Annotated in this window: 16 protein-coding genes, 1 tRNA gene and 1 pseudogene; 3 read left to right on the top strand and 15 right to left on the bottom strand. The window is 50.3% G+C overall.

What is annotated here, in order from left to right; translation table 11 throughout:
• Positions 1-57: 57 nt before the first annotated feature.
• The 9 genes from hflC to nnr all read right to left on the bottom strand — a co-directional run bounded on the left by hflC (position 58) and on the right by nnr (position 10,605).
• Positions 58-1,065, bottom strand: coding sequence for a protease modulator HflC (gene hflC, locus JK198_RS02930; RefSeq protein WP_212707117.1), 1,008 nt, complete (start codon positions 1,063-1,065; stop codon positions 58-60).
• Positions 1,065-2,300: an FtsH protease activity modulator HflK gene (hflK, locus tag JK198_RS02925; RefSeq protein ID WP_212707118.1), complete on the bottom strand. Its 1,236-nt coding sequence runs from the start codon at positions 2,298-2,300 to the stop codon at positions 1,065-1,067. Before hflK ends, hflC begins: the two co-directional genes overlap by 1 nt.
• A 93-nt stretch (positions 2,301-2,393) precedes the next feature.
• Positions 2,394-3,674, bottom strand: coding sequence for a ribosome rescue GTPase HflX (gene hflX, locus JK198_RS02920; protein WP_212710171.1), 1,281 nt, complete (start codon positions 3,672-3,674; stop codon positions 2,394-2,396).
• A gap of 75 nt (positions 3,675-3,749) precedes the next feature.
• Complete coding sequence (gene hfq / locus JK198_RS02915; RefSeq protein WP_212710170.1) at positions 3,750-4,049, bottom strand: RNA chaperone Hfq; 300 nt, start codon at positions 4,047-4,049, stop codon at positions 3,750-3,752.
• Positions 4,050-4,148: 99 nt separating this feature from the next.
• Positions 4,149-5,099 carry a tRNA (adenosine(37)-N6)-dimethylallyltransferase MiaA gene (miaA, locus tag JK198_RS02910; RefSeq protein ID WP_212707121.1) on the bottom strand — a complete coding sequence of 317 codons (951 nt, stop codon included), beginning with the start codon at positions 5,097-5,099 and terminating at the stop codon, positions 4,149-4,151.
• Positions 5,092-6,984 (bottom strand): DNA mismatch repair endonuclease MutL, encoded by a 1,893-nt coding sequence (gene mutL, locus JK198_RS02905; RefSeq protein ID WP_212710169.1) that lies wholly within the window; start codon positions 6,982-6,984, stop codon positions 5,092-5,094. Before mutL ends, miaA begins: the two co-directional genes overlap by 8 nt.
• Positions 6,985-7,034: 50 nt before the next feature.
• The gene (locus JK198_RS02900; protein WP_249213246.1) at positions 7,035-8,579 is read right to left on the bottom strand and encodes an N-acetylmuramoyl-L-alanine amidase; all 1,545 of its coding nucleotides are present in this window, start codon (positions 8,577-8,579) and stop codon (positions 7,035-7,037) included.
• 38 nt (positions 8,580-8,617) lie between these two features.
• Positions 8,618-9,094: a tRNA (adenosine(37)-N6)-threonylcarbamoyltransferase complex ATPase subunit type 1 TsaE gene (gene tsaE / locus JK198_RS02895; RefSeq protein ID WP_212707124.1), complete on the bottom strand. Its 477-nt coding sequence runs from the start codon at positions 9,092-9,094 to the stop codon at positions 8,618-8,620.
• A gap of 2 nt (positions 9,095-9,096) precedes the next feature.
• Positions 9,097-10,605, bottom strand: a complete 1,509-nt coding sequence (nnr, locus tag JK198_RS02890; protein ID WP_212707125.1) for a bifunctional ADP-dependent NAD(P)H-hydrate dehydratase/NAD(P)H-hydrate epimerase — start codon at positions 10,603-10,605, stop codon at positions 9,097-9,099.
• Between the two features lie 815 nt (positions 10,606-11,420).
• On the opposite strand from nnr, the gene JK198_RS02885 reads away from it, so the two are divergent.
• Positions 11,421-12,278 carry a branched-chain amino acid aminotransferase gene (locus JK198_RS02885; RefSeq protein ID WP_212707126.1) on the top strand — a complete coding sequence of 286 codons (858 nt, stop codon included), beginning with the start codon at positions 11,421-11,423 and terminating at the stop codon, positions 12,276-12,278.
• A 170-nt stretch (positions 12,279-12,448) separates the two neighbouring features.
• Here JK198_RS02885 and JK198_RS02880 read toward each other — a convergent pair whose 3' ends face one another.
• From JK198_RS02880 to JK198_RS02860, 5 genes and pseudogenes are all read right to left on the bottom strand, one after another.
• The gene (locus JK198_RS02880) at positions 12,449-12,775 is read right to left on the bottom strand and encodes a hypothetical protein (protein ID WP_212707127.1); all 327 of its coding nucleotides are present in this window, start codon (positions 12,773-12,775) and stop codon (positions 12,449-12,451) included.
• A 114-nt stretch (positions 12,776-12,889) separates the two neighbouring features.
• Positions 12,890-12,965, bottom strand: a tRNA-Gly gene (locus JK198_RS02875).
• 138 nt (positions 12,966-13,103) lie between these two features.
• Complete coding sequence (gene pgsA / locus JK198_RS02870) at positions 13,104-13,652, bottom strand: CDP-diacylglycerol--glycerol-3-phosphate 3-phosphatidyltransferase (RefSeq protein ID WP_212706649.1); 549 nt, start codon at positions 13,650-13,652, stop codon at positions 13,104-13,106.
• Between the two features lie 69 nt (positions 13,653-13,721).
• Positions 13,722-15,554, bottom strand: a complete 1,833-nt coding sequence (gene uvrC / locus JK198_RS02865) for an excinuclease ABC subunit UvrC (protein WP_212706650.1) — start codon at positions 15,552-15,554, stop codon at positions 13,722-13,724.
• Positions 15,547-15,699, bottom strand: a pseudogene (locus JK198_RS02860) (LuxR C-terminal-related transcriptional regulator); the annotation flags it as partial. The gene uvrC and the pseudogene JK198_RS02860, both read right to left, overlap by 8 nt.
• A gap of 307 nt (positions 15,700-16,006) precedes the next feature.
• Here JK198_RS02860 and JK198_RS02855 point away from each other — a divergent pair.
• Together JK198_RS02855 and cycA are read left to right on the top strand one after the other, a co-directional pair.
• Positions 16,007-16,231, top strand: a complete 225-nt coding sequence (locus JK198_RS02855) for a DUF2594 family protein (protein WP_212710992.1) — start codon at positions 16,007-16,009, stop codon at positions 16,229-16,231.
• 315 nt (positions 16,232-16,546) lie between these two features.
• Positions 16,547-17,938 carry a D-serine/D-alanine/glycine transporter gene (gene cycA, locus JK198_RS02850; protein WP_212710991.1) on the top strand — a complete coding sequence of 464 codons (1,392 nt, stop codon included), beginning with the start codon at positions 16,547-16,549 and terminating at the stop codon, positions 17,936-17,938.
• A 144-nt stretch (positions 17,939-18,082) separates the two neighbouring features.
• Here cycA and agp read toward each other — a convergent pair whose 3' ends face one another.
• Entirely contained in the window at positions 18,083-19,582 is a 1,500-nt protein-coding gene (agp, locus tag JK198_RS02845) for a bifunctional glucose-1-phosphatase/inositol phosphatase (RefSeq protein WP_212706654.1), read from the bottom strand.
• Positions 19,583-19,928: the final 346 nt, after the last annotated feature.

Raw genomic sequence — 19,928 nt, 5'->3', positions numbered from 1 at the left:
TTGCGGTCCAATAGAAAAGGCCGGCAAACGCCGGCCTGTCAGTGTAAAACAGTAAAATCAGTGACTTGCAGCGGTTGACGGTGATTTCATAAAACGTAAGAAATCATTGTCCGGGCTCATTACAATCACGTCTTTATTGCCACGGAAGCTGTTTTCATAAGCGGTCAGACTTCTGATAAAGGCATAAAAATCAGGATCTTTACTGAAAGCATCTGCAAACAGTTTTGCGGCTTCTGCATCCCCTTCACCACGGGTAATCAGAGCCTGGCGTTGTGCTTCAGCCAGAGTCTTAGTGACCTGATAGTCAGCCTGAGCGCGCAGCTTTTCAGCCTCTTCCTGTCCCTGAGAACGCTGACTACGGGCAACAGATTCACGTTCCGCACGCATACGATTATAAATAGCCCCTGACACTTCAGCAGGCAGGTTGATCTGTTTGATACGAACATCAACAACATCAATCCCCAGTGCGGCCATACTGTTTGGATTTACCGCAGCCACTTTCCCCTGAGTCTCCTTCTCTACCCTTGCCGCCGCGCTGGCAATGGCATCATCTGCGGCCGGGGTTTGCACATCGTCGTCACTGCCGGCACTGCCGGTATTCAGGGCATCCCGTACATCCGTCGTCAGGCGGCCACGTGAATCGGTAACGATATCACGCACATCCAGCCGGCCGATTTCAGAACGCAGACGGTCACTGAACTTACGTTTCAGTAATAACTCAGCCTGGGAGATATCTCCGCCACCGGTCGCCAGATAGTAACGACTGAAATCACTGATCCGCCATTTAATGTATGAATCAACGATCAGATCTTTTTTCTCTTTGGTCACAAAACGGTCGGCCTGGTTATCCATGGTCTGGATACGTGCATCCAGTGTTTTTACGGTCTCAAAGAAAGGCACTTTGAAATGCAGACCCGGCGTATACACCAGCGGTTTATTCTCGCTGTCACGTAACACTTTACCGAAACGAACCACGATACCGCGTTGTCCTTCCGGGATAACGAACATTGAGGTGAACAATAACACCACCACAATCACAGCCACTACAATTACAGACTTACGCATTATTCATCTCCTCCATCACGCTGGCCATCATTGCGCAGCGCATTCGCCCGTCGCTGATCCATAACACTTTCCGGCGAAAAGCCTGAGGTATTACGACGCATGCTGACTTCAGAAGAGGAAACCGATGACGGTTTAAGCGGTGTCATCGGGGCGACTGCTTTTTCCCGGGTCACTGCAGCAGTGCCGCCTTTCAATAGCTGATCCAGCGGCATAACCATCAGGTTATTACTTTTGTCATTGACGATAACTTTACGGGTCTGGGACATAACCCGTTCCATAGTGTCCAGATACAAACGTTCTTTGGTGATCTGTGGCGCGGCTTTATATTCCGGTAAAATCTCGGCGAAACGGGCGACTTCACCCTGAGCTTCCAGCACAGTACGTTCTTTATAAGCACGTGCTTCCTCAAGAATACGCTGAGCCTGGCCGTTAGCCCGTGGCTGTACTTCATTCGCATAGGCTTCAGCCTCACGAACATATTGTTCACGATTTTCACGCGCAGCGATTGCATCATCAAATGCCGCTTTTACTTCTTCAGGCGGACGGGCAGCCTGGAAGTTAACATCCAGCACACTGATACCCATATTGTAAGGGCGAATAGTATCTTCAATCTCACGCTGAGTTTCGCTACGCACGACAGTACGTCCTTCCGTCAGCACACGATCCATGGTTGAACGACCAATCACACCGCGTAATGCACTGTCAGTCGCCTGACGCAGACTGTCATCAGCATTGGTTACCGAATACAGGTAACGTTCGGGATCCGTGACCCGGTACTGAACGTTCATTTCCACCCGCACTACGTTTTCATCGGAAGTCAGCATTACTCCGGAGGTCGCCAGTTCCCGAACGGCTTCTACGTTGACCGGACGGACATTATCAATAAATGTCGGTTTCCAGTTCAGCCCGGGACCTACCAGATGGCTGAACTGCCCGAAACGGGTGACGACCCCGCGTTCAGCTTCGCCAATGGTGTAAAATCCGCTGGCGGCCCAGACCGCCACCACAACTACCGCAACAATGCCTGCAATTTTTCCGGTGGACGGACCATCGCCTTCTGATTTTCCTCCACCAAATTTCCCCAGTTTACTGCTGAGTTTTCGGAAAATGTCGTCCAAATCAGGAGGGCCCTGATCACGACCCCCACGATTTCCCCCGGAGTTGCCGCCTTTATTATTGCTGCTTCCCCACGGGTCGCGGTCCTGTCCGTTATTACCGGGCTGATTCCACGCCATGCTTATACTCCATTTATAGTAGTGCGGTGATAATTTAACGTAAGTGCGGTGGTATCCGATGTTGAGATACTATTATTCAGGTATTGCTAAAAATCAGACAATATAATCAATGACTGAGGGCTCCTGCTTGCACAGGCGCCGCCAGTCAACAATTGGCATACGGATCTGTATTCCGGTACTGCCGTCTTCTTCATTCCACTCTTTTTCTATCGCATGCAGCTGATAGAAGCGGCTGCGTAACTTACCGGCTTCCGGTGGCAGTCGCAGCTGATAGCTGGCAATTTCACCAGCCAGCCGTTCAGACAAGGCCTGCCAGAGTAACGGCAGTCCGACACCACTGCGGGCAGATAACCACACCCGTACCGGCATATTCTCTTCATTACGATCAATACGCGGCTCAAAATCGTCCAGCATATCGATTTTATTCATCACCAGTAATGCCGGAATTTCATCTGCTTCAATTTCGGCCAGTACGTCATTGACCGCATCAATATTTTCGCTGACCCGTAAATCGGCGGCATCAATAACATGCATCAGTAAAGAAGCCTGCCGGGTTTCCTGTAATGTGGCTTTAAACGCAGCCACCAAATCATGAGGCAAATGGCGGATAAATCCGACGGTATCGGCCAGCACAACTTCACCGACATCAGCAACCTGTAACCGGCGCAGTGTCGGGTCAAGGGTGGCAAATAACTGGTCTGCCGCATACACCTCTGCGGAAGTCACCGCATTAAACAGTGTTGATTTCCCGGCATTGGTATATCCCACCAGCGAAACCGTGGGTACGTCAGCTTTTGCACGTGCCTGGCGCCCCTGTTCGCGCTGCTTCTCTACCCGTGACAGGCGCGATAATATCAGGCTGATACGATTACGCAGTAAACGACGGTCAGTCTCCAGCTGGGTTTCCCCCGGGCCACGCAGTCCTATTCCGCCCTTCTGACGTTCAAGGTGTGTCCAGCCCCGTACCAGGCGGGTTGCCAGATGACGTAGCTGGGCAAGCTCAACCTGCAATTTACCTTCGTGAGTACGGGCCCGTTGTGCAAAGATATCCAGAATAAGTCCGGTACGATCGACCACCCGGCATTGACATAAACTTTCCAGGTTACGTTCCTGGGCTGGTGACAGTGCATGATCAAACAGTACTACCGACGCACCGGTCGCTTTCACTGTTTCGGCAATTTCTGCCGCTTTGCCTTCACCAACGAAGTATTTGGGATGGGGAGCTTTACGGCTTCCGGTCACGACCTGGAGTGATTCAACACCTGAAGAAGAAACCAGTGTTTCAAATTCTTCTAAATCCTCCACGTCCCGGTCCTGTGAAAACCAGATATGGACCAGTACGGCCTGCTCGCCGGCATCATAACGCTCAAACAAGCGAAAACCTCTCTTTAAAAAAGACCAGGACGGGAAACACTAAATTGTTGCCAGCCCTGGCATGCGAGTGACTAATTACTCTGCGCTGTCACCGTCTTGTTGTGACTGTGTCGGTGCTGTCCCGTTATTATGATAGTTGCTAACACCTGCCGGAGCATTGGTGTGATGAGACACAGGACGAGAAGGCACCACGGTAGAAATCGCGTGCTTATAGACCATCTGACTAACGGTATTTTTTAACAGAATGACAAACTGATCAAATGACTCGATCTGACCTTGCAATTTAATGCCATTCACCAGATAAATCGAAACCGGTACACGTTCGCGACGCAACGCGTTCAAAAACGGGTCTTGTAATGATTGCCCTTTAGCCATTCTATCTTTTCCTTATATGCTTGTTGTTTATTATTTCAGAACCAACAGTGTAAAAATTGCGAAAAATTTTGCGCACGGTAACGAATCAATTGTACACAATCACCGAATGTTAGCACTAACTACCTGCATAATCGCATCTTGTGCCAATGCGGGTTGATCACTGTCAAGCCAGTGAACATTTTGCCAGCCACGTAACCAGGTCATCTGCCGTTTTGCCAGCTGTCGTGTGGCACAGATTCCGCGAAAAACCATTTCATCGTAATCTGTTTCACCCGATAAAAATGCCCACATCTGGCGATAGCCCACACAGCGAATTGACGGCATATCCGTATGCAGATCACCTCGTGCAAATAATTCCCGTGCTTCAGCCTCAAAGCCCGACGCCAGCATCTGCTGAAAACGTAACGCAATGCGCTCATGCAATAATTCCCGGGTTGCAGGCGCAATAGCGAACTGCATCACATCGTAGGGTAACGTTTCACCAGAAATTTTTGTCAGCTCAGTTAAAGTTTTACCCGAAATCAGGAAAACTTCCAGTGCCCTTGAGAGTCTCTGCGGATCATTCGGATGAATACGCAGACCCGCTTCAGGATCTATCTGACATAAATCACGATGCAGGGACTCCCATCCCTCATTTTTCGCTCTGTCTTCCAGCTGTTTGCGGACTTCAGGGTTTGCCGCAGGCAACGGTGACAATCCCTCAAGTAACGCTTTGAAATAGAGCATCGTTCCGCCAACAAGCAACGGAATACGCCCGTCTCTTACAATATCATCCATTTCTTTCAGCGCATCACGACAGAAATCTGCCGCTGAATATGCTTCAGCAGGATCCCGGATATCCAGCAACCGGTGCGGCGCCAGGGCCAGTTCTTCTGCCGAAGGTTTTGCGGTACCGATATCCATCCCTTTATAGATCAACGCAGAATCGACACTGATAATTTCCACCGGCAGCTTCTGGCGCAATGCAATGGCCTGTGCCGTTTTTCCGGAGGCTGTCGGCCCCATTAAAAATATCGCCTTCGGCCGGCTGGCCTGGTTTATTTCACTCATTTTTCAACGCTTCAAAGACATTATCTAAATCTACTGCCTGCAATAAGCCTGCCGGAGGTGCTGAAACCAGCGACGGTGTCAGCCTCTCCAGATCTGCCAGTAAGGCAATAGCCTGTGAGTGATTCCATTCCGAGTGAACAGTGTGGCAACGTGACGCCAGCCACTGGGCGAGTTGCTCTGCACCGACCTCTGACTGCAGGGCAAGATAGCCTAACAGTTCCGGAATCAAGTTTTGTAAATTTTGTGTTCGTAATGGTAAAGGCACACCACGTAAGGTCACATGCTGCGCATCTGTCGCAAAATCCATTCCCAGATATTGCAGGCTGTCGATGTGGGTTGTCAGGGCCCGGAGTTCCTGCTTCCCTGCTTTCAGGCGTACGGGGATCAGTAATGGCTGAGTACGCAGCGGCTCCCCGTCCGGTTGTAATTGCGCACGGATCAGCCAGCGTGCTGCGACTGTCAGGGAAATGATCCTCAGGCCCTGAGCGTTTTCCGTCACGGCATACGACTGGCGCAGCACCGTAAGCACCCGGCCAAAGCTCTGCTGATGGGCCTCCAGTGGTGAGTCTGTGGCTACTGGCCCGGGAGCTGATATACCGGTCGCCAGCGGCTCACGAGCAGCCGATAACATACGCTGGTAGGCCTCTCCCTGTTTCGCCTGATACCCTTCGCCAGCAAAAGTTTCCCTCGCAGGCCTGCTGGTGGCAGTGCTGCCACCACTGCGGCTCTGGCGGGCAGGCGGTTCACTGCTGCGGGTATCCCTCTCCGGGTGTCGCTCCGTCTCAGGTGGTGAGGAGAAACGGTTCGTTCCGGCAGAACGACGATTCTCCGGCGTGTGGCTGGCTGAAGGGGGATTATGTTGCGACTCTGTCAGCGGATCCCGTTGTGCTGCACTCTGTAAAGCACTGAGAACGCCCTGGTAAATAAAATCATGTACCAGACGTGACTGATGAAAACGCACTTCATGCTTGGCCGGATGTACATTAACATCAACCTGGTGGGGATCAATTTGCAAATAAAGCACATAAGCCGGCTGCTGATCATCCCCCAGCTTGTCCTGATATGCCTGGCGGATAGCGTGGTTGATCAACTTATCGCGCATCATACGACCGTTCACGTAACAATACTGCACGTCAGTGATCTGCCGTGCGCCCTGAGGTTCAGCCACCCATCCGTTCAGATTCAGCGAACCATGTTGCCACTCAAGGTACAGGGCATGCTCAACAAAAGTTGTCCCGCAAATAGCCCCTAAACGACGCTCACGCTGACGCTGGTCATTGGCAATCCGGTACTGACGCACCATTTTACCGTTATGGCTAAGGGACAGTTCCACGTCAAAACGTACCAGCGCAATCCGGCGAATAATTTCGTCGATGTGGGTAAATTCGGTTTTTTCGGTACGTAAAAACTTACGCCGGGCGGGCGTATTATAAAACAGGTCTAAGACTTCCAGGGTAGTACCGCAAGGGTGCGCAGCGGGTTTCAGTGTTACTGCCATATCACGGCCTTCGGCATAGGCCTGCCATGCGCCGCTCTGTTCTGCGGTGCGTGACGTCAGTATCAGCCGCGACACCGAACTGATACTGGCCAGCGCCTCTCCCCGGAAGCCGAGACTCATAATGGCTTCAAGGTCATCCAGACTGGTAATCTTACTGGTGGCATGACGGGCCAGGGCCATCGCCAGTTCATCTTTAGCAATACCCGCGCCATTGTCCCGGATAGAAATACGCTTAGCTCCGCCTTTTTCTATCCCGATATCAATTTTCGTCGCCCCGGCATCCAGACTATTTTCCACCAGCTCTTTCACCACTGATGCCGGACGCTCTACCACCTCTCCGGCAGCTATCTGGTTAGCCAGCTGAGGTGGTAATATCTGTATAGCCATAGCCGATCCCCGCAGAAATAGCTTATCAACAGCCTCCGTTTCCGGATAATTTATGGCTGAGAAATAGTCAGAGTCTGGCCCAGCATTACATTTTCTGAGCGCATATTATTTTGTTGCATAATAGTTTTACCACTGACGCCGTAGCGCGCAGCAATACTGCTTAATGAATCACCTTTGACGACCTTATGCTTAATCATCGACGCTTTTCTGGCTACCGGTACACTTTTTCCGGCCACAGCGATCTTCAGACGTTGTCCTGTCCAGACGCCTTCTTTTTTCAGTTTATTTAGCGCTACCAGTGAACCCGGGGTGACACCATAGCGCTGAGCGATCCCTGACAGGGTTTCTCCCCGCTGCACAATATGGATGTGTGTCGTTCCCTTGCTAAGATTTCCCGCGGAACTCACCGCAATGGCTTTATTCTCTTTCTGCGGAATACTTTGCAGCGGATGGATTTTAAAATAGTTATACAGCCCGTGATAGATAGCTTTCGCTATTTTATCCTGATAAGCACTGCTGCCCAGTAAACGTTCTTCCTGACGGTTACTGATGAATCCGGTTTCAACCAGTAACGACGGTATATCCGGTGACCGTAACACACCGAGACTGGCATGCTCTGGTAAACGTTTATGCATCGGGGTGACCACCCGCAGTTGCTGAATCACTTTGACGGCCACGTCATACCCTACCCGCTGCGAGTGCCCAAACTGCAGGTCCAGTACTGCCTGGCTAAAATAGGGGTCAGCTTTATTGCTTGCCAGCAGATCACCGGCACCGCCTAATAACTCAGATTGCTTCTCTGTTTTTTCCAGCCAGCCTGCCATTTCAGAATTTGCCCGCCGGTTTGAAAGTACCCAGACCGAAGCACCACTGGCTGTATGGCTGGGTGCTGAATCCGCATGGACAGACAACAGCAGATTGGCGTTTTCTTTACGTGCCACTTCCGAACGGCCCATTACTGATACGTAGTAATCCCCGTTACGGGTCATAACGGCCTTGAACATCCGGTTAGCATTCAGCAGTTTCTGTAATTTACGGGCAATAGAAATAGTGACATTTTTCTCTTTCAGGCCATTCTGGCCGATAGCGCCCGGGTCCTGTCCGCCATGGCCTGCATCAATAGCAATGATGACCTGCTCGTTACGCTGCGGTTGACTCACCGTCGTCGCAACTGCCTGACTGGCCGGTGGCTGCACCACCTGCGGGGTCACCGGACTGACCGGCGCTGCTTTGGCCGTTTGTCGCCCGCGTAAAGAAAAAATGACCTGATACTGATCACCTTGTTGTGTTAGCCGGGTGACAGTGCTGGCCGGCTGAGTCAGTTCGAACACCAGCCGGAAACTCTGATTATCCGCCGGTTGACTGGTACGAATGCGTTTTACAATATTTTCACCACTGAAGTTCAGCGGCAGGCCATTAATTTTCCCGGTCTGACGAATATCCATCACGACTCGTTCAGGATTGTGCAGAGAAAACCATGAATAGGCAGGTTTACCGCTAAAATGCAGGGTCACTGTCGTCAGTGAGTCGCCGTTCCGGACACCAATATTGGACAAGCTCGCCGCGACAGAAAGCCCCGGGAGCAGCAATATCATCCACAGAAACAGCCGGTAACGGCTAAAAAACCGCCGTGTCATATCTCTTTCCCGTCCGCGGTCAGTATGCTCAGCAGCGTTTCACCATACGGGCTTTCGGCAACAATTTCTGCCTGACGGGCATCACTGACGTAGCTCATCGTTACCGTCAGGTCAGGGTCAGGTAAGAAACCGTTTCCGCGCTGCGGCCATTCCACCAGACAGATGGCATCCCCGGAAAAATAATCACGGATCCCCATAAACTCCAGTTCTTCCGGATCAGCCAGCCGGTATAAATCGAAATGATATATTGCACGATCACCAAGGGTATAGGGCTCAACCAGCGTATAAGTCGGACTTTTTACATTACCCTGATGCCCAAGTGCCTGAATAAAACCACGGCTAAAGGTGGTTTTTCCTGCCCCCAAATCACCATACAGGTAAATGACCGTGGCACGCTGGCTGGCAAGTGCCAGGGCAGCACCTAATCGGAGGGTAGCTGATTCGTCGGGTAAAGAGATTACAGAGGTTTTCATTCTTATTTCAGATTCATTTCCGGATTAACTAATCGCCTGAGCGGATAAAATAAATCGCTGGCTAACATACCCCGCATACCATACTCACGGGCAACAAGATCGGCAGCACCGCCATGGGCAACAACGCCTGCGCAGGCTGCATCATAGAGAGAGAGTTTCTGTCCGGCAAGTGCAGCAATGATACCGCTCAGTACATCGCCCATTCCTCCGCTAGCCATCCCCGGATTGCCCACATCAGCAATCACCGTCGCTCCGCTTTCAGACGCTATCACAGTACCGGCACCTTTAAGCACCACTACTCCGCCATAACGCTGTACCAGCTTATGTGCCGCCTGCAGCCGGTTACTCTCCACAACCTGAACCGATGTACCTAACAACCTGGCAGCTTCCCCCGGATGAGGGGTCAGGATGCGATTCTGACGTGTATCGGGGTCGATTGCCAGAAGGTTAAGGGCATCCGCATCCCAAAGTGTGTCTTTTTTACTTTTTTTTACCTGAGCAAGGATTCGGCGTCCCCAGTCTCTCTGGCCAAGGCCGGGACCGGTCACCACTATATCGGCCCAGTCGATACTTTCCTGTAATCGTTGTTCTGACACCGCAGCCACCATAAGTTCCGGACGAGCGGCCAGTAACGCGGTCACATGTTGCGGATGGGTCAGTACCCGTACCAACCCGGCACCACTGCGTAATGCGGCTTCTGCTGCCAGCCTTATAGCACCGCCGGTCCCCTCATCTCCCCCTGCCAGTAATAGCCGGCCATTATTCCCTTTATGTGCGGTTGCATTGCGGGGGAGGATCCAGCCCGATAAATCTGCCGTATCTTTACGACGGATCGGCGGCTCGCTATATATTTCACTGAGGGATGGCCCCAGCGGATCCACAAGGATCTTCCCGCAGTATTCCCGGGCTTGACCGGTCAGTAAACCTGCTTTTAAGGCAATAAAACTCAGTGTTACTGTCGCTTTGATCGCCTCTCCGGGTACGGCTCCCGTATCAGCCATCAGCCCTGACGGAATATCCAGTGCCAGCACCGGGCAAGATCGTTGTAAGGTTTTACGGATCAACTGACAATAAGGCTCTTGCGGTGCCCGGTTCAGTCCTATTCCCAGTAACCCGTCAATGATCAAATCCTCGTCACCGGGCCATTCACCGTCAGCAGCTGTGCATTTTCCGCCACACTCAAGCCACTTTTCCCGTGCACGGTGAGCTTCCGGCGGCGCATTCTGCCAGTCACAGGCGACCAGAGTTACCTGATATCCCGCCTGTTTTGCCAGCCGGGCGATAATATAGCCATCGCCACCGTTATTACCGCCACCGCACAGGACCCGCCAGTGTCTGGCCTCTGGCCATAACTGACATGCTCTGGCAAAAGCAGCCTGCCCGGCACGCTCCATCAGCGTATAAGGGCTGATACCCTCGGTTTCACATAAATATTTTTCAAGCCGGGGAAAGTGAGCGACAGGCCATACAGCCTCAGGTAATAACGGGGAACAGGGATCCTGAACAGACATTTGCCACCTCTTACGGGAGATAACGACAGGCAGCCACCATATCATGCTCCCGGTCCAAAATGGAGCTGACCCGCAGATATTGCAACTTCATACTTTACCTGCGCCGCGAGGTTTTATCCGATCCTGAGATAACATCGTGCTGAATTTTCTGACCGGAAATTTTTCTGTGGATAAAAATAAAAACGCTTGGTGATTCAAGGTGTACAGACGAAATATGACCAATACTGCATCAGGAAGATATTTGAATTATAAATAATTAAATCAATGCATTAAACACGACAATATCCGTTCGTGATGTCGGTAAGTTATGAGGAATGTTGTATGGGCGATTGTGGATAACTCTGTTCACAGAAAACGGAATATTACCATTAATACTGGGCAATATTTCGGGAAACAGGTCACTGATTGTAATGTTACCCACAGATTTCCATCTGGCGATGAATTTCGGGGAGGCGCATTATGCCGCTATCACCTGCTGATAGCAATCATCAAATCACATCCCTGAGACTGAATGGTTATTATTTGTTCATGTCAAAAAATACAGCCACTGAAAAAATCAGTATTAACTGGAATAATACGATAGTTATCAGACAACTATATTGGATTAGTAGCAGATCATTAATTTAATCAATGATCCTTAAGTACTGAGCAGGATCATCACTACGGCCGGAATAGATCGCATCAAAATCATCCCTGCAGAAACTATTCAGTGGCTACTTTTTCTTGCTATGCTGGGATTCGTTGTTGTTGTTCCTGTTTTCTGAACAACATCGTTTCAATAGTAAATAATCTATCGGCAATCTGGAAAATAAATAATGAATAGTCGCGAAATCATCTGGTTTGATGGGGAGTGGAGTACCAAGGATAAACCGGTTATTGGTTTAACCGATCATGCACTATGGATGGCCTCCGGAGTGTTCGATGGTGCCCGTTCCGTTAAAGGCCATCTGCCGGATTTGGATGCCCACTGTCAGCGGGCGATAAAGTCAGCTATTACCATGGGAATGGCACCTAAAATTTCTGCAGAAAATATTGCTGATTTAGTCCGTGAAGGCTTAACTCAGCTGCCACATGATACCGATTATTATATTAAAGTACTGTTCTTTTCACCGGGCGGATTCCTGTTACCGGATCCGGACAGTACAACTTTCGCACTGCATATTTTTGAAACTGCGCTTCCGGAAGATAACGGTTTCAGTGCGACTTTCAGCCCTTATCGCCGTCCGGATGCCAGCATGGCGCCTACCGAAGCGAAAGCCTCCTGCCTGTATCCGAATACACAGCGTATTATCCGTGAAGCTAACCAGCGCGGCTTCAATACTGCCGTAGTACTGGATGCCGAAGGCAATATTGCCGAGTTTGCTGCGGCAAATCTCTGGATTGTTAAACAGGGTACCGCGTATACCCCGTTACCTAATGGCAGCTTTCTGAACGGAATTACCCGCCAGCGGGTGATTAAACTGCTGCGCGCAGAAGGTATTCCGGTGGAAGAAGTCACACTGACAACGGAAGATGTACTGAACGCTGACGAAATTTTCAGTACCGGTAACCATGGCAAAGTATTGCACTGTAATCGTATTGAAGAAAAAACATTATCCTGTGGCCCTGTCAGCAGCCTGGCCCGCCGGTTATATCAGGACTTTACCTTACAGTCTGAAAAAGTGACCGGCTGACCTGCCGCTTTCCATTGCTATAGAATCGTCAGCGTAAATCGGCGCTGACTTTTTTTTGCCGGTCATTTCTGCCCCGCTTTCTCTGCCAGTCACCTGCATACCTTAGTCATATGACCAGTACGGAGGTGACCCGAATTTTTCGGCAAGAAAGTCACTGACGGTACGGACATTCAGCGGGATAAACCGCGCCCGGGGATAGACCATGGCAATAACGCTTTTTCCTGACTGACTCCGGCCTGCCACTCCGGTAATAGTCGAATAAACCGTTTTTGTCGTAACAGTTCACCTGCCTGCCAGTCCGGCATTAACACAATATCAGCCCCCTTAAGGGCTGCGTTGACCAGTGTTTCCGCATTGTTTGATAACAGAATCGCGTCCGGGGCGTTAATCCTGACCAGCCCTGCCGGTGAATTCTGGCGATCACGCAAACGCTGTGCCGTATCATTCAGTACCTGGCGGAAAGTATTACCATACATCAGCCCGGCTTCGTTTGGCACGATAGTCCGGGTATTACGGTAAGGTTGTCTGAGGGAAAATAGCAACGAAAAAAGGACCCGAAGGTCCTTTTTTCTGCGACTTGCAAATACTCTCTCGTTTCGCAAATCTGAATCTGGAGCGGGAAACGAGACTCGAACTCGCGACCCCGACCTTGGCAAGGTCGTGCTCTACCAACTGAGCTATTCCCGCAATATTATCCATCGCTGATAAAGCGTATAAGCTGTATCCGGACAATTTTTTGATGTGCTGTATTCTACTAAGCACGACAGACCAGTCAACCATTTTTTCAATGACAGCAATCATTTGCTGTCATTTTCATCGCATTGCTTACTGATCGAGCAAGTCTTTGCGGGCCGCACTCAGGTACTGGAACATCGACCAGAAAGTTAATGCCGCCGCTATATACAGTGCCAGAATACCGGCAAGCTCGACACTGCTGTTAGGCCGCCACAGCAAGGCAACTAATGCCAGCATCTGTGCGGTTGTCTTTACTTTGCCAATCCATGAAACTGCCACACTGCTACGTTTTCCTATTTCAGCCATCCATTCACGCAGCGCAGAAATAATAATTTCCCGTGCAATCATGGTTGCAGCCGGTAATGTAATCCACCAGGAGTGAAAATATTCAGCCACCAGCACCAGTGCAATTGCCACCATAACTTTATCTGCTACCGGGTCGAGAAATGCACCAAAAGCAGTGGTTTGTTTCCAGCGCCGCGCCAGAAAACCATCAAACCAGTCAGTAATCGCCGCAAGGACGAACAATAACGCACAGCAGACCGGCGCCCAGCTAAAAGGCAGGTAAAACGCCAGTACAAAAAAGGGAATTAAAACAACCCTGAACAGCGTGAGATAGGTCGGTATGTTAAATTGCATAGGGGACTGACAGCCTGGATACGGTAGCGATAGCCTCTATGTTGCTACATTGCCCCTGCTGTTTCAATGCTAGTGTTTGAGAGAATGGAATATTTTTTCCGCCAGAGCCACAGAAATCCCGGGAACCCTGGCAATTTCATCAACAGTGGCATTTTTTAATGGCTGCAAGCCCCCCATATATTTCAGTAACTGCTGGCGACGTTTAGGTCCGATCCCTTCAATGCCTTCCAGGCTGCTGGCCGATTTTACTTTCGCCCGTTTCAGACGGTGTCCGGAGATCGCATGGTTATGAGATTCATCACGGATATGCTGAATAACATGCAGTGCCGGTGAGTCAGGAGGTAATGACATCCCCTCGCCTTCTGCATCGAGAAATAAGGTTTCCAGCCCGGCTTTACGGTCACTGCCCTTTGCCACGCCCAGTAATAGCGGGTGGTTTTTGTCCCAGTCGACTTCCAGCCCCGCAAAAACATCTTTCGCCTGAGCCAGTTGCCCCTTACCACCATCAATCACAATAACATCAGGAATTTTACTTGCCTCGAGTGCTTTACTGTAACGCCGCTGCAGTACCTGATTCATTGCCGCATAATCATCCCCCGGTGTAATGCCGGTAATATTATAACGCCGGTATTCGGCACGCAGCGGGCCATTGGTATCAAAGACAACACAGGATGCAACCGTTTGTTCACCCATAGTATGGCTGATATCAAAACATTCCATCCGTCGAATTGCGGGCAGACTAAGATAGCTGGCCAGTGCAGCCAGCCGCTGATGGACCGTTGACTGCTGTGCCAGTCTTGACGTCAGTGCTGTCGCCGCATTCGTTCTGGCGAGCTTAAGATACCGTGCTCTGTCACCACGGGGTTTGCTTTGCAGGCTGATTTTACGCCCCGCCATTTCTGACAAAGATTCACTCAGCACACTAATTTCAGGCAAGGTAAAATCGAGCAGAATATCACCCGGTAACGTACGGACTTCACTGCCCTGCAGATAAAACTGACCGACAAACGTCTGCACAACTTCTGCAAGCTCAGTACCCGGTGGCACTTTAGGGAAATAACTCCGGCTGCCCAGTACTTTCCCCTGACGGATAAACAGGACATGGACACAGGCCATCCCTGAATCGAAAGCAATACTGATAGCATCCAGGTCATCCCCCTGGTTTGATACAAATTGTTTTTCGGTGATCTGTCTGACCGCCTGAATCTGGTCACGGAGCCGGGCTGCTTCTTCGAATTTTAGCTCTGCACTTGCCTGCTCCATGCGACTGATCAGTAATTTCAATACCTGATCATCTTTCCCCGCGAGGAATAAACGGACGTATTCGGTCTGTTGCTGATATTCCTGTTCCGTGACCAGCCCGCTGACACAGGGCCCCAGACAGCGACCTATCTGATATTGCAGACAGGGACGCGACCGGTTGCGATAAACATTGTTCTCACATTGCCGGATAGGAAAGACTTTCTGCAAAATGGCCAGGGTTTCGCGCACTGCACTGCCATTAGGAAAAGGACCAAAATATTCACCTTTCGCCTGTCTGGCACCACGGTGGGATGCAAGCCGTGGATGCTTATCATTACTGAGCAGGATGAAAGGATAAGATTTATCATCCCGCAGCAAGACATTATAGCGGGGCTGGTATAGTTTAATGTAGTTGTGTTCAAGCAGTAAGGCTTCCGTTTCACTGTGAGTCACGGTGACATCAATATGCACAATATGCGCCACCAGAGCCTCTGTTTTCCGGCCCGGGACCTGAGCGCGGAAGTAACTGCTCAGTCGTTTTTTAAGGTCTTTCGCTTTACCTACATAGATAACTTCATCACCGGTACCGTACATACGGTATACACCCGGCTGGTGGGTCACTGTCCGAAGAAAATCTGCAGGGTCAAAAATATCATTCACTGCTTATCACCAAATCCGTATTAATCAGCCCGTGACGTATGGCAAGAGGTGTCAGCTCTGCATCGCCGTTGATATTCAGTTTACTGAACATACGGTAACGGTAACTATTCACTGTTTCAGGGCTGAGATTCAACTGTATTGAGAGAAGAAACAACCGGGTTTATTTCTGGCAGTTTGACATAAAAGGCCGCCGGGATCCGTTGAGAGACATTACGTTTTTGACTCTTATCAAATTCTGATTATAGCAATAGTTGCCGAACCTTCTCTGTCTTTTACCGGATAATACCCGCGAGAAATACAGGCTATCCGCTGTTTTCCGTTATTTCCCCGCCGGTCTTCCCCCGCCAATACCGGCCTCTGTGTCAGGCGGAAAATGCTAATGCCCCCATCATGATTCTGTTATAATCCACGCCATTATGGCAAGGTATTGCCGGTTAACGGAGTCTGAAACAATGAATTATGTAGAATTTCCTACAGAAAAAACCCCTGAAGCATTATCCCGTGAAGTCACCTGTCTGAAGATGATGATAACCTGTATTTTGCAATCCATGGGCCAGGTCGATGCCGGTAAGGCGATCCTGAATATGGAGCGTTATCTGGCTTCACTGGATGCTGACGCCGATACCGAATTATTTATTACCACGCTGAAACAGATTAAATCGGGCTATTTGCAATAATAGTCTGTTTTCCTGTCTCCCCTGAGGCAGGAAACATTCCCCTCTTCTGACCTGCTGCTGTTTGTTATGGCTGCCTGTATCACCCGGCCATAGATGCTCCGCTGCCCTTGTCCTTCAGAAATACCGGGTGAAAAATCATCACTTAGCATGGCCGGTTACGCTGGTTATTCCTCCGGTTGCAGAGAGTGTGGTACAAGGTAAACAGGCCCCGTCAGGGCGCTGCCATTTACTGGCTACGAAATACTGACTATCGTCCGGACAGATAACAACAAAACAGCCAACAGAGCTGAAAAAACAATCACAGGAAATAAAAACATGACACATCAACCTCAGGATAATGTGACCGGTGAGGATCCGCAAAAACTGCGGCGTAATTTAAATAATCGCCATATACAATTGATAGCGATTGGTGGCGCTATCGGCACCGGATTATTTATGGGATCCGGAAAAACCATCAGTCTTGCCGGACCATCGATAATTTTCGTCTATATGCTGATCGGCTTTATGCTGTTTTTCGTTATGCGGGCGATGGGCGAATTATTACTGTCAAATATGGAATATAAATCCTTTAGCGATTTTGCAGCGGACTTACTCGGCCCGTGGGCCGGTTATTTTACTGGCTGGACATACTGGTTTTGCTGGGTTGTCACCGGTATTGCTGACATTGTTGCTATTACGTCATATTTGCAGTTCTGGATGCCGGGATTCTCTGTCTGGATGAGCGCCATACTCTGTATTGCCGTTTTCCTGGTCCTGAATATTGCGACTGTAAAACTGTTCGGCGAAATGGAGTTCTGGTTTGCTATTATCAAAATAGTCGCCATTATTGCGCTGATCGCCACAGGAATTGTTTTAACCGGTATTCACTACAGCGCACCGGACGGTACCCGGGCGGCTGTCAGTAATATCTGGTCCCACGGCGGCTTTTTCCCGAAAGGTCTGAGCGGTTTCTTTGCCGGATTTCAGATTGCCGTATTCGCGTTTGTCGGTATTGAGCTGGTGGGGACGACTGCCGCCGAAACCCGCGATCCGCAAAAGGTTCTGCCACGGGCAATTAACGCTATCCCGTTACGTATCATTATGTTCTACGTCTGTTCTCTGTTAGTCATTATGGCAGTGACGCCCTGGGACCTGGTCGTTCCTTCACGCAGCCCGTTTGTCGAAATGTTTGTGCTTACAGGTTTACCTGCGGCTGCCGGTATTGTGAACTTCGTCGTGCTTACCTCCGCAGCGTCATCCGCCAATAGTGGTATTTTTTCCACCAGCCGGATGCTATTTGGTCTGGCGGAACAAGGGGTTGCTCATCGCAGGTTTGCCCGTCTGTCAGCACGCTCCGTCCCGGTCAGTGGTCTGCTGTTTTCATGCTTCTGCCTGCTGGCAGGAATCGCCCTGATTTATCTGATCCCTAATGTCATGACCGTATTTACTCTGGTGACGACTGTTTCCGCTATTTTATTTATGTTCGTCTGGTCGATCATTTTATGCAGTTACCTTGTTTACCGCAAAACAAGGCCGCAACTACATAATATTTCAGAGTTTAAAATGCCGGCAGGGAAAGTAATGAGCTGGGTATGCCTGCTATTTTTTGCTTTTGTCTTAGTGCTATTAACCTTACAGCCGGATACCCGTCAGGCACTGATGGTAACGCCATTATGGTTTATTGTGCTGGCTATCGGCTGGCAGGTGCAAAAACGTAAAGCTGCATAAGTGCCCGATTAAGAACAGGGTCAGTCCCCTGTTCTTAGTTCTTACCACTGGATAAAAAAGGCAGCCCCGCATTATTTGATTTGCGGGGCTGCCTTTTTATATCACTGTACGGTCAGCAGATGACTGATATTGCTGCACCGGAAATCAGTGCTTTTCTCCGCCACTATCCTGACTGTGACCCGACCGGGATTGTCCGGCCTCTGCCCCTGAGGCGTGAGTAGCTTCTGTGGACGTCCGCTGGGCTGGTGCCGGCTCGCTGCGTTTCGCCGGTTTCTCTGCCGCGGGTTGCGCAGAAGCAGCCGTCCCGGCTGCCGTGGTTACGGCTCCATCCTTCGGCTGCGGGCCCGCAGCTGCAGGAGTGTCAGTAGTTGCCATATGCGGTTGCATAGCCGTTCCCTGCAGTGCGGTATTCAGCACAGTCGCGAAATCGGACCAGGCACAGTATCCGTTGCTGTCCGTCGGACAACCTTCCAGTTGTAAAGTCACCCGTTGCGGCGGATGACTCAGACTCAGCGGCTCCGCATCTCGCAATTGCTGAGTGCTCTGATAAACGTATTCGATTTTCAACAGATCTTTGTTGTTGTTTTTATCATGCCAGCGTTCAAATACCAGCTGTCCGCCAATCGGCGTCTGTTCATACTGGCCCGGTAACTGGTAAGGCTTCACTTTCAGATCTGCCAGTAATGATGCGATATTCGAATCGTGCCCGACCATAAAGGTGAATACCGGCGCGCTGGATTTATCCTGGTCAATCAGCTGACTGCGTATATAGTCAACCAGCGGCGCAGCAACATCATGGGCAACCGGTGGTGTAGTGAACAGAATATCCTGGTAGGCATTTTTTATTTCAGACAAGGCTTTCCATTGATCCGGGGTTTTAATTTGTCCCCATGCCACCTGATCAGCCGGGAATCCCTGGTAATACTGTAACGTGAACGCATCAACCAGCGCGTTGCCGATTTTCAATGGCCCGTCAACCGAAGGTTCCTTGCCTTTTTCGATGCTGAAAGTATTGGCCATACTTCCCGGGCTGCATTTTTCTTTACCTTTACACAGGGGAGCGTTCGCGAAATCAGCCACTTTATTCAGCTGGCTGTAAGCGCCCTGCAATTGCGACTGCTGCTGTTTCTCAGCGGCGACCATCGCTTCAATTGCCGCCTTTTTAAATTCAGCACTGCCGTTAGTGATCACCGGATTAAATACCGGATCCATGGTACCCATTGCATCCTGATGGGTAATGGCAATATCACACCCGGGGAAAGCACCACTGACAAAGAATTGTGCTGTGGCTACAGTACGCTGCAGGCTGTTAGCATAAACAAATACTGACGCCGGGTTCGGACACTGGTTTTTATCAATTACTCCCTGCCTGGCCAGCCAGTCATGGGTATATTTCCCCATGTAAGCTTCAAGCACTCCGCCACGGGTGGTCAGTTCACCACCGGCAACATCCCATTGCGGCCAGCTCCGGCTGGCAGACTGCTCAAGAATACTGCCTCCATTCGCCAGCGGCGCCCGCAGGTTATGACGGCTCAGCATTAAAACCTGTTCCAGTTGCATACCATTTTCTTCCGCCAGAGCGTTCAGACTTACAGGTAATGCCGCCAGCACCGCGAGAGTGCACAAGCTTAATTTTTTAATCATTGTAACTAATCCATGAATTCTGAGGGGCACGGGTTATTGTCTCTGACAGATTCCTTGCAGATCAACAGGCTGTCAGCCGCCTTTCACTCTTCTCCGGCGACGTCTGTCAGAGCAAAGATTTCCATCACTATAGCAAACTTCATTGCCAGCGTTAGTGAGAATAGACTGTTTCTGTGCGTGTAAAGTTCCCGCCACTGGCGGAAAAGCGCTCAGGGAGGAGACTACCGACGAAAAAAAACCAGCCTGGTAGCTGGTTTCTTCTGAAATATGGCGGAGGAGGAGAGATTCGAACTCTCGGATGGTTTCCCATCGGCGGTTTTCAAGACCGCTGCCTTCAGCCGCTCGG

It is taken from the genome of Tatumella sp. JGM91 (assembly GCF_018257575.1).
Taxonomy (GTDB): Bacteria; Pseudomonadota; Gammaproteobacteria; order Enterobacterales; family Enterobacteriaceae; genus Tatumella; species Tatumella punctata.
The sequence above is the reverse complement of the archived record's forward strand: the minus strand, read 5'-3'. Positions and strand labels throughout refer to the sequence as shown.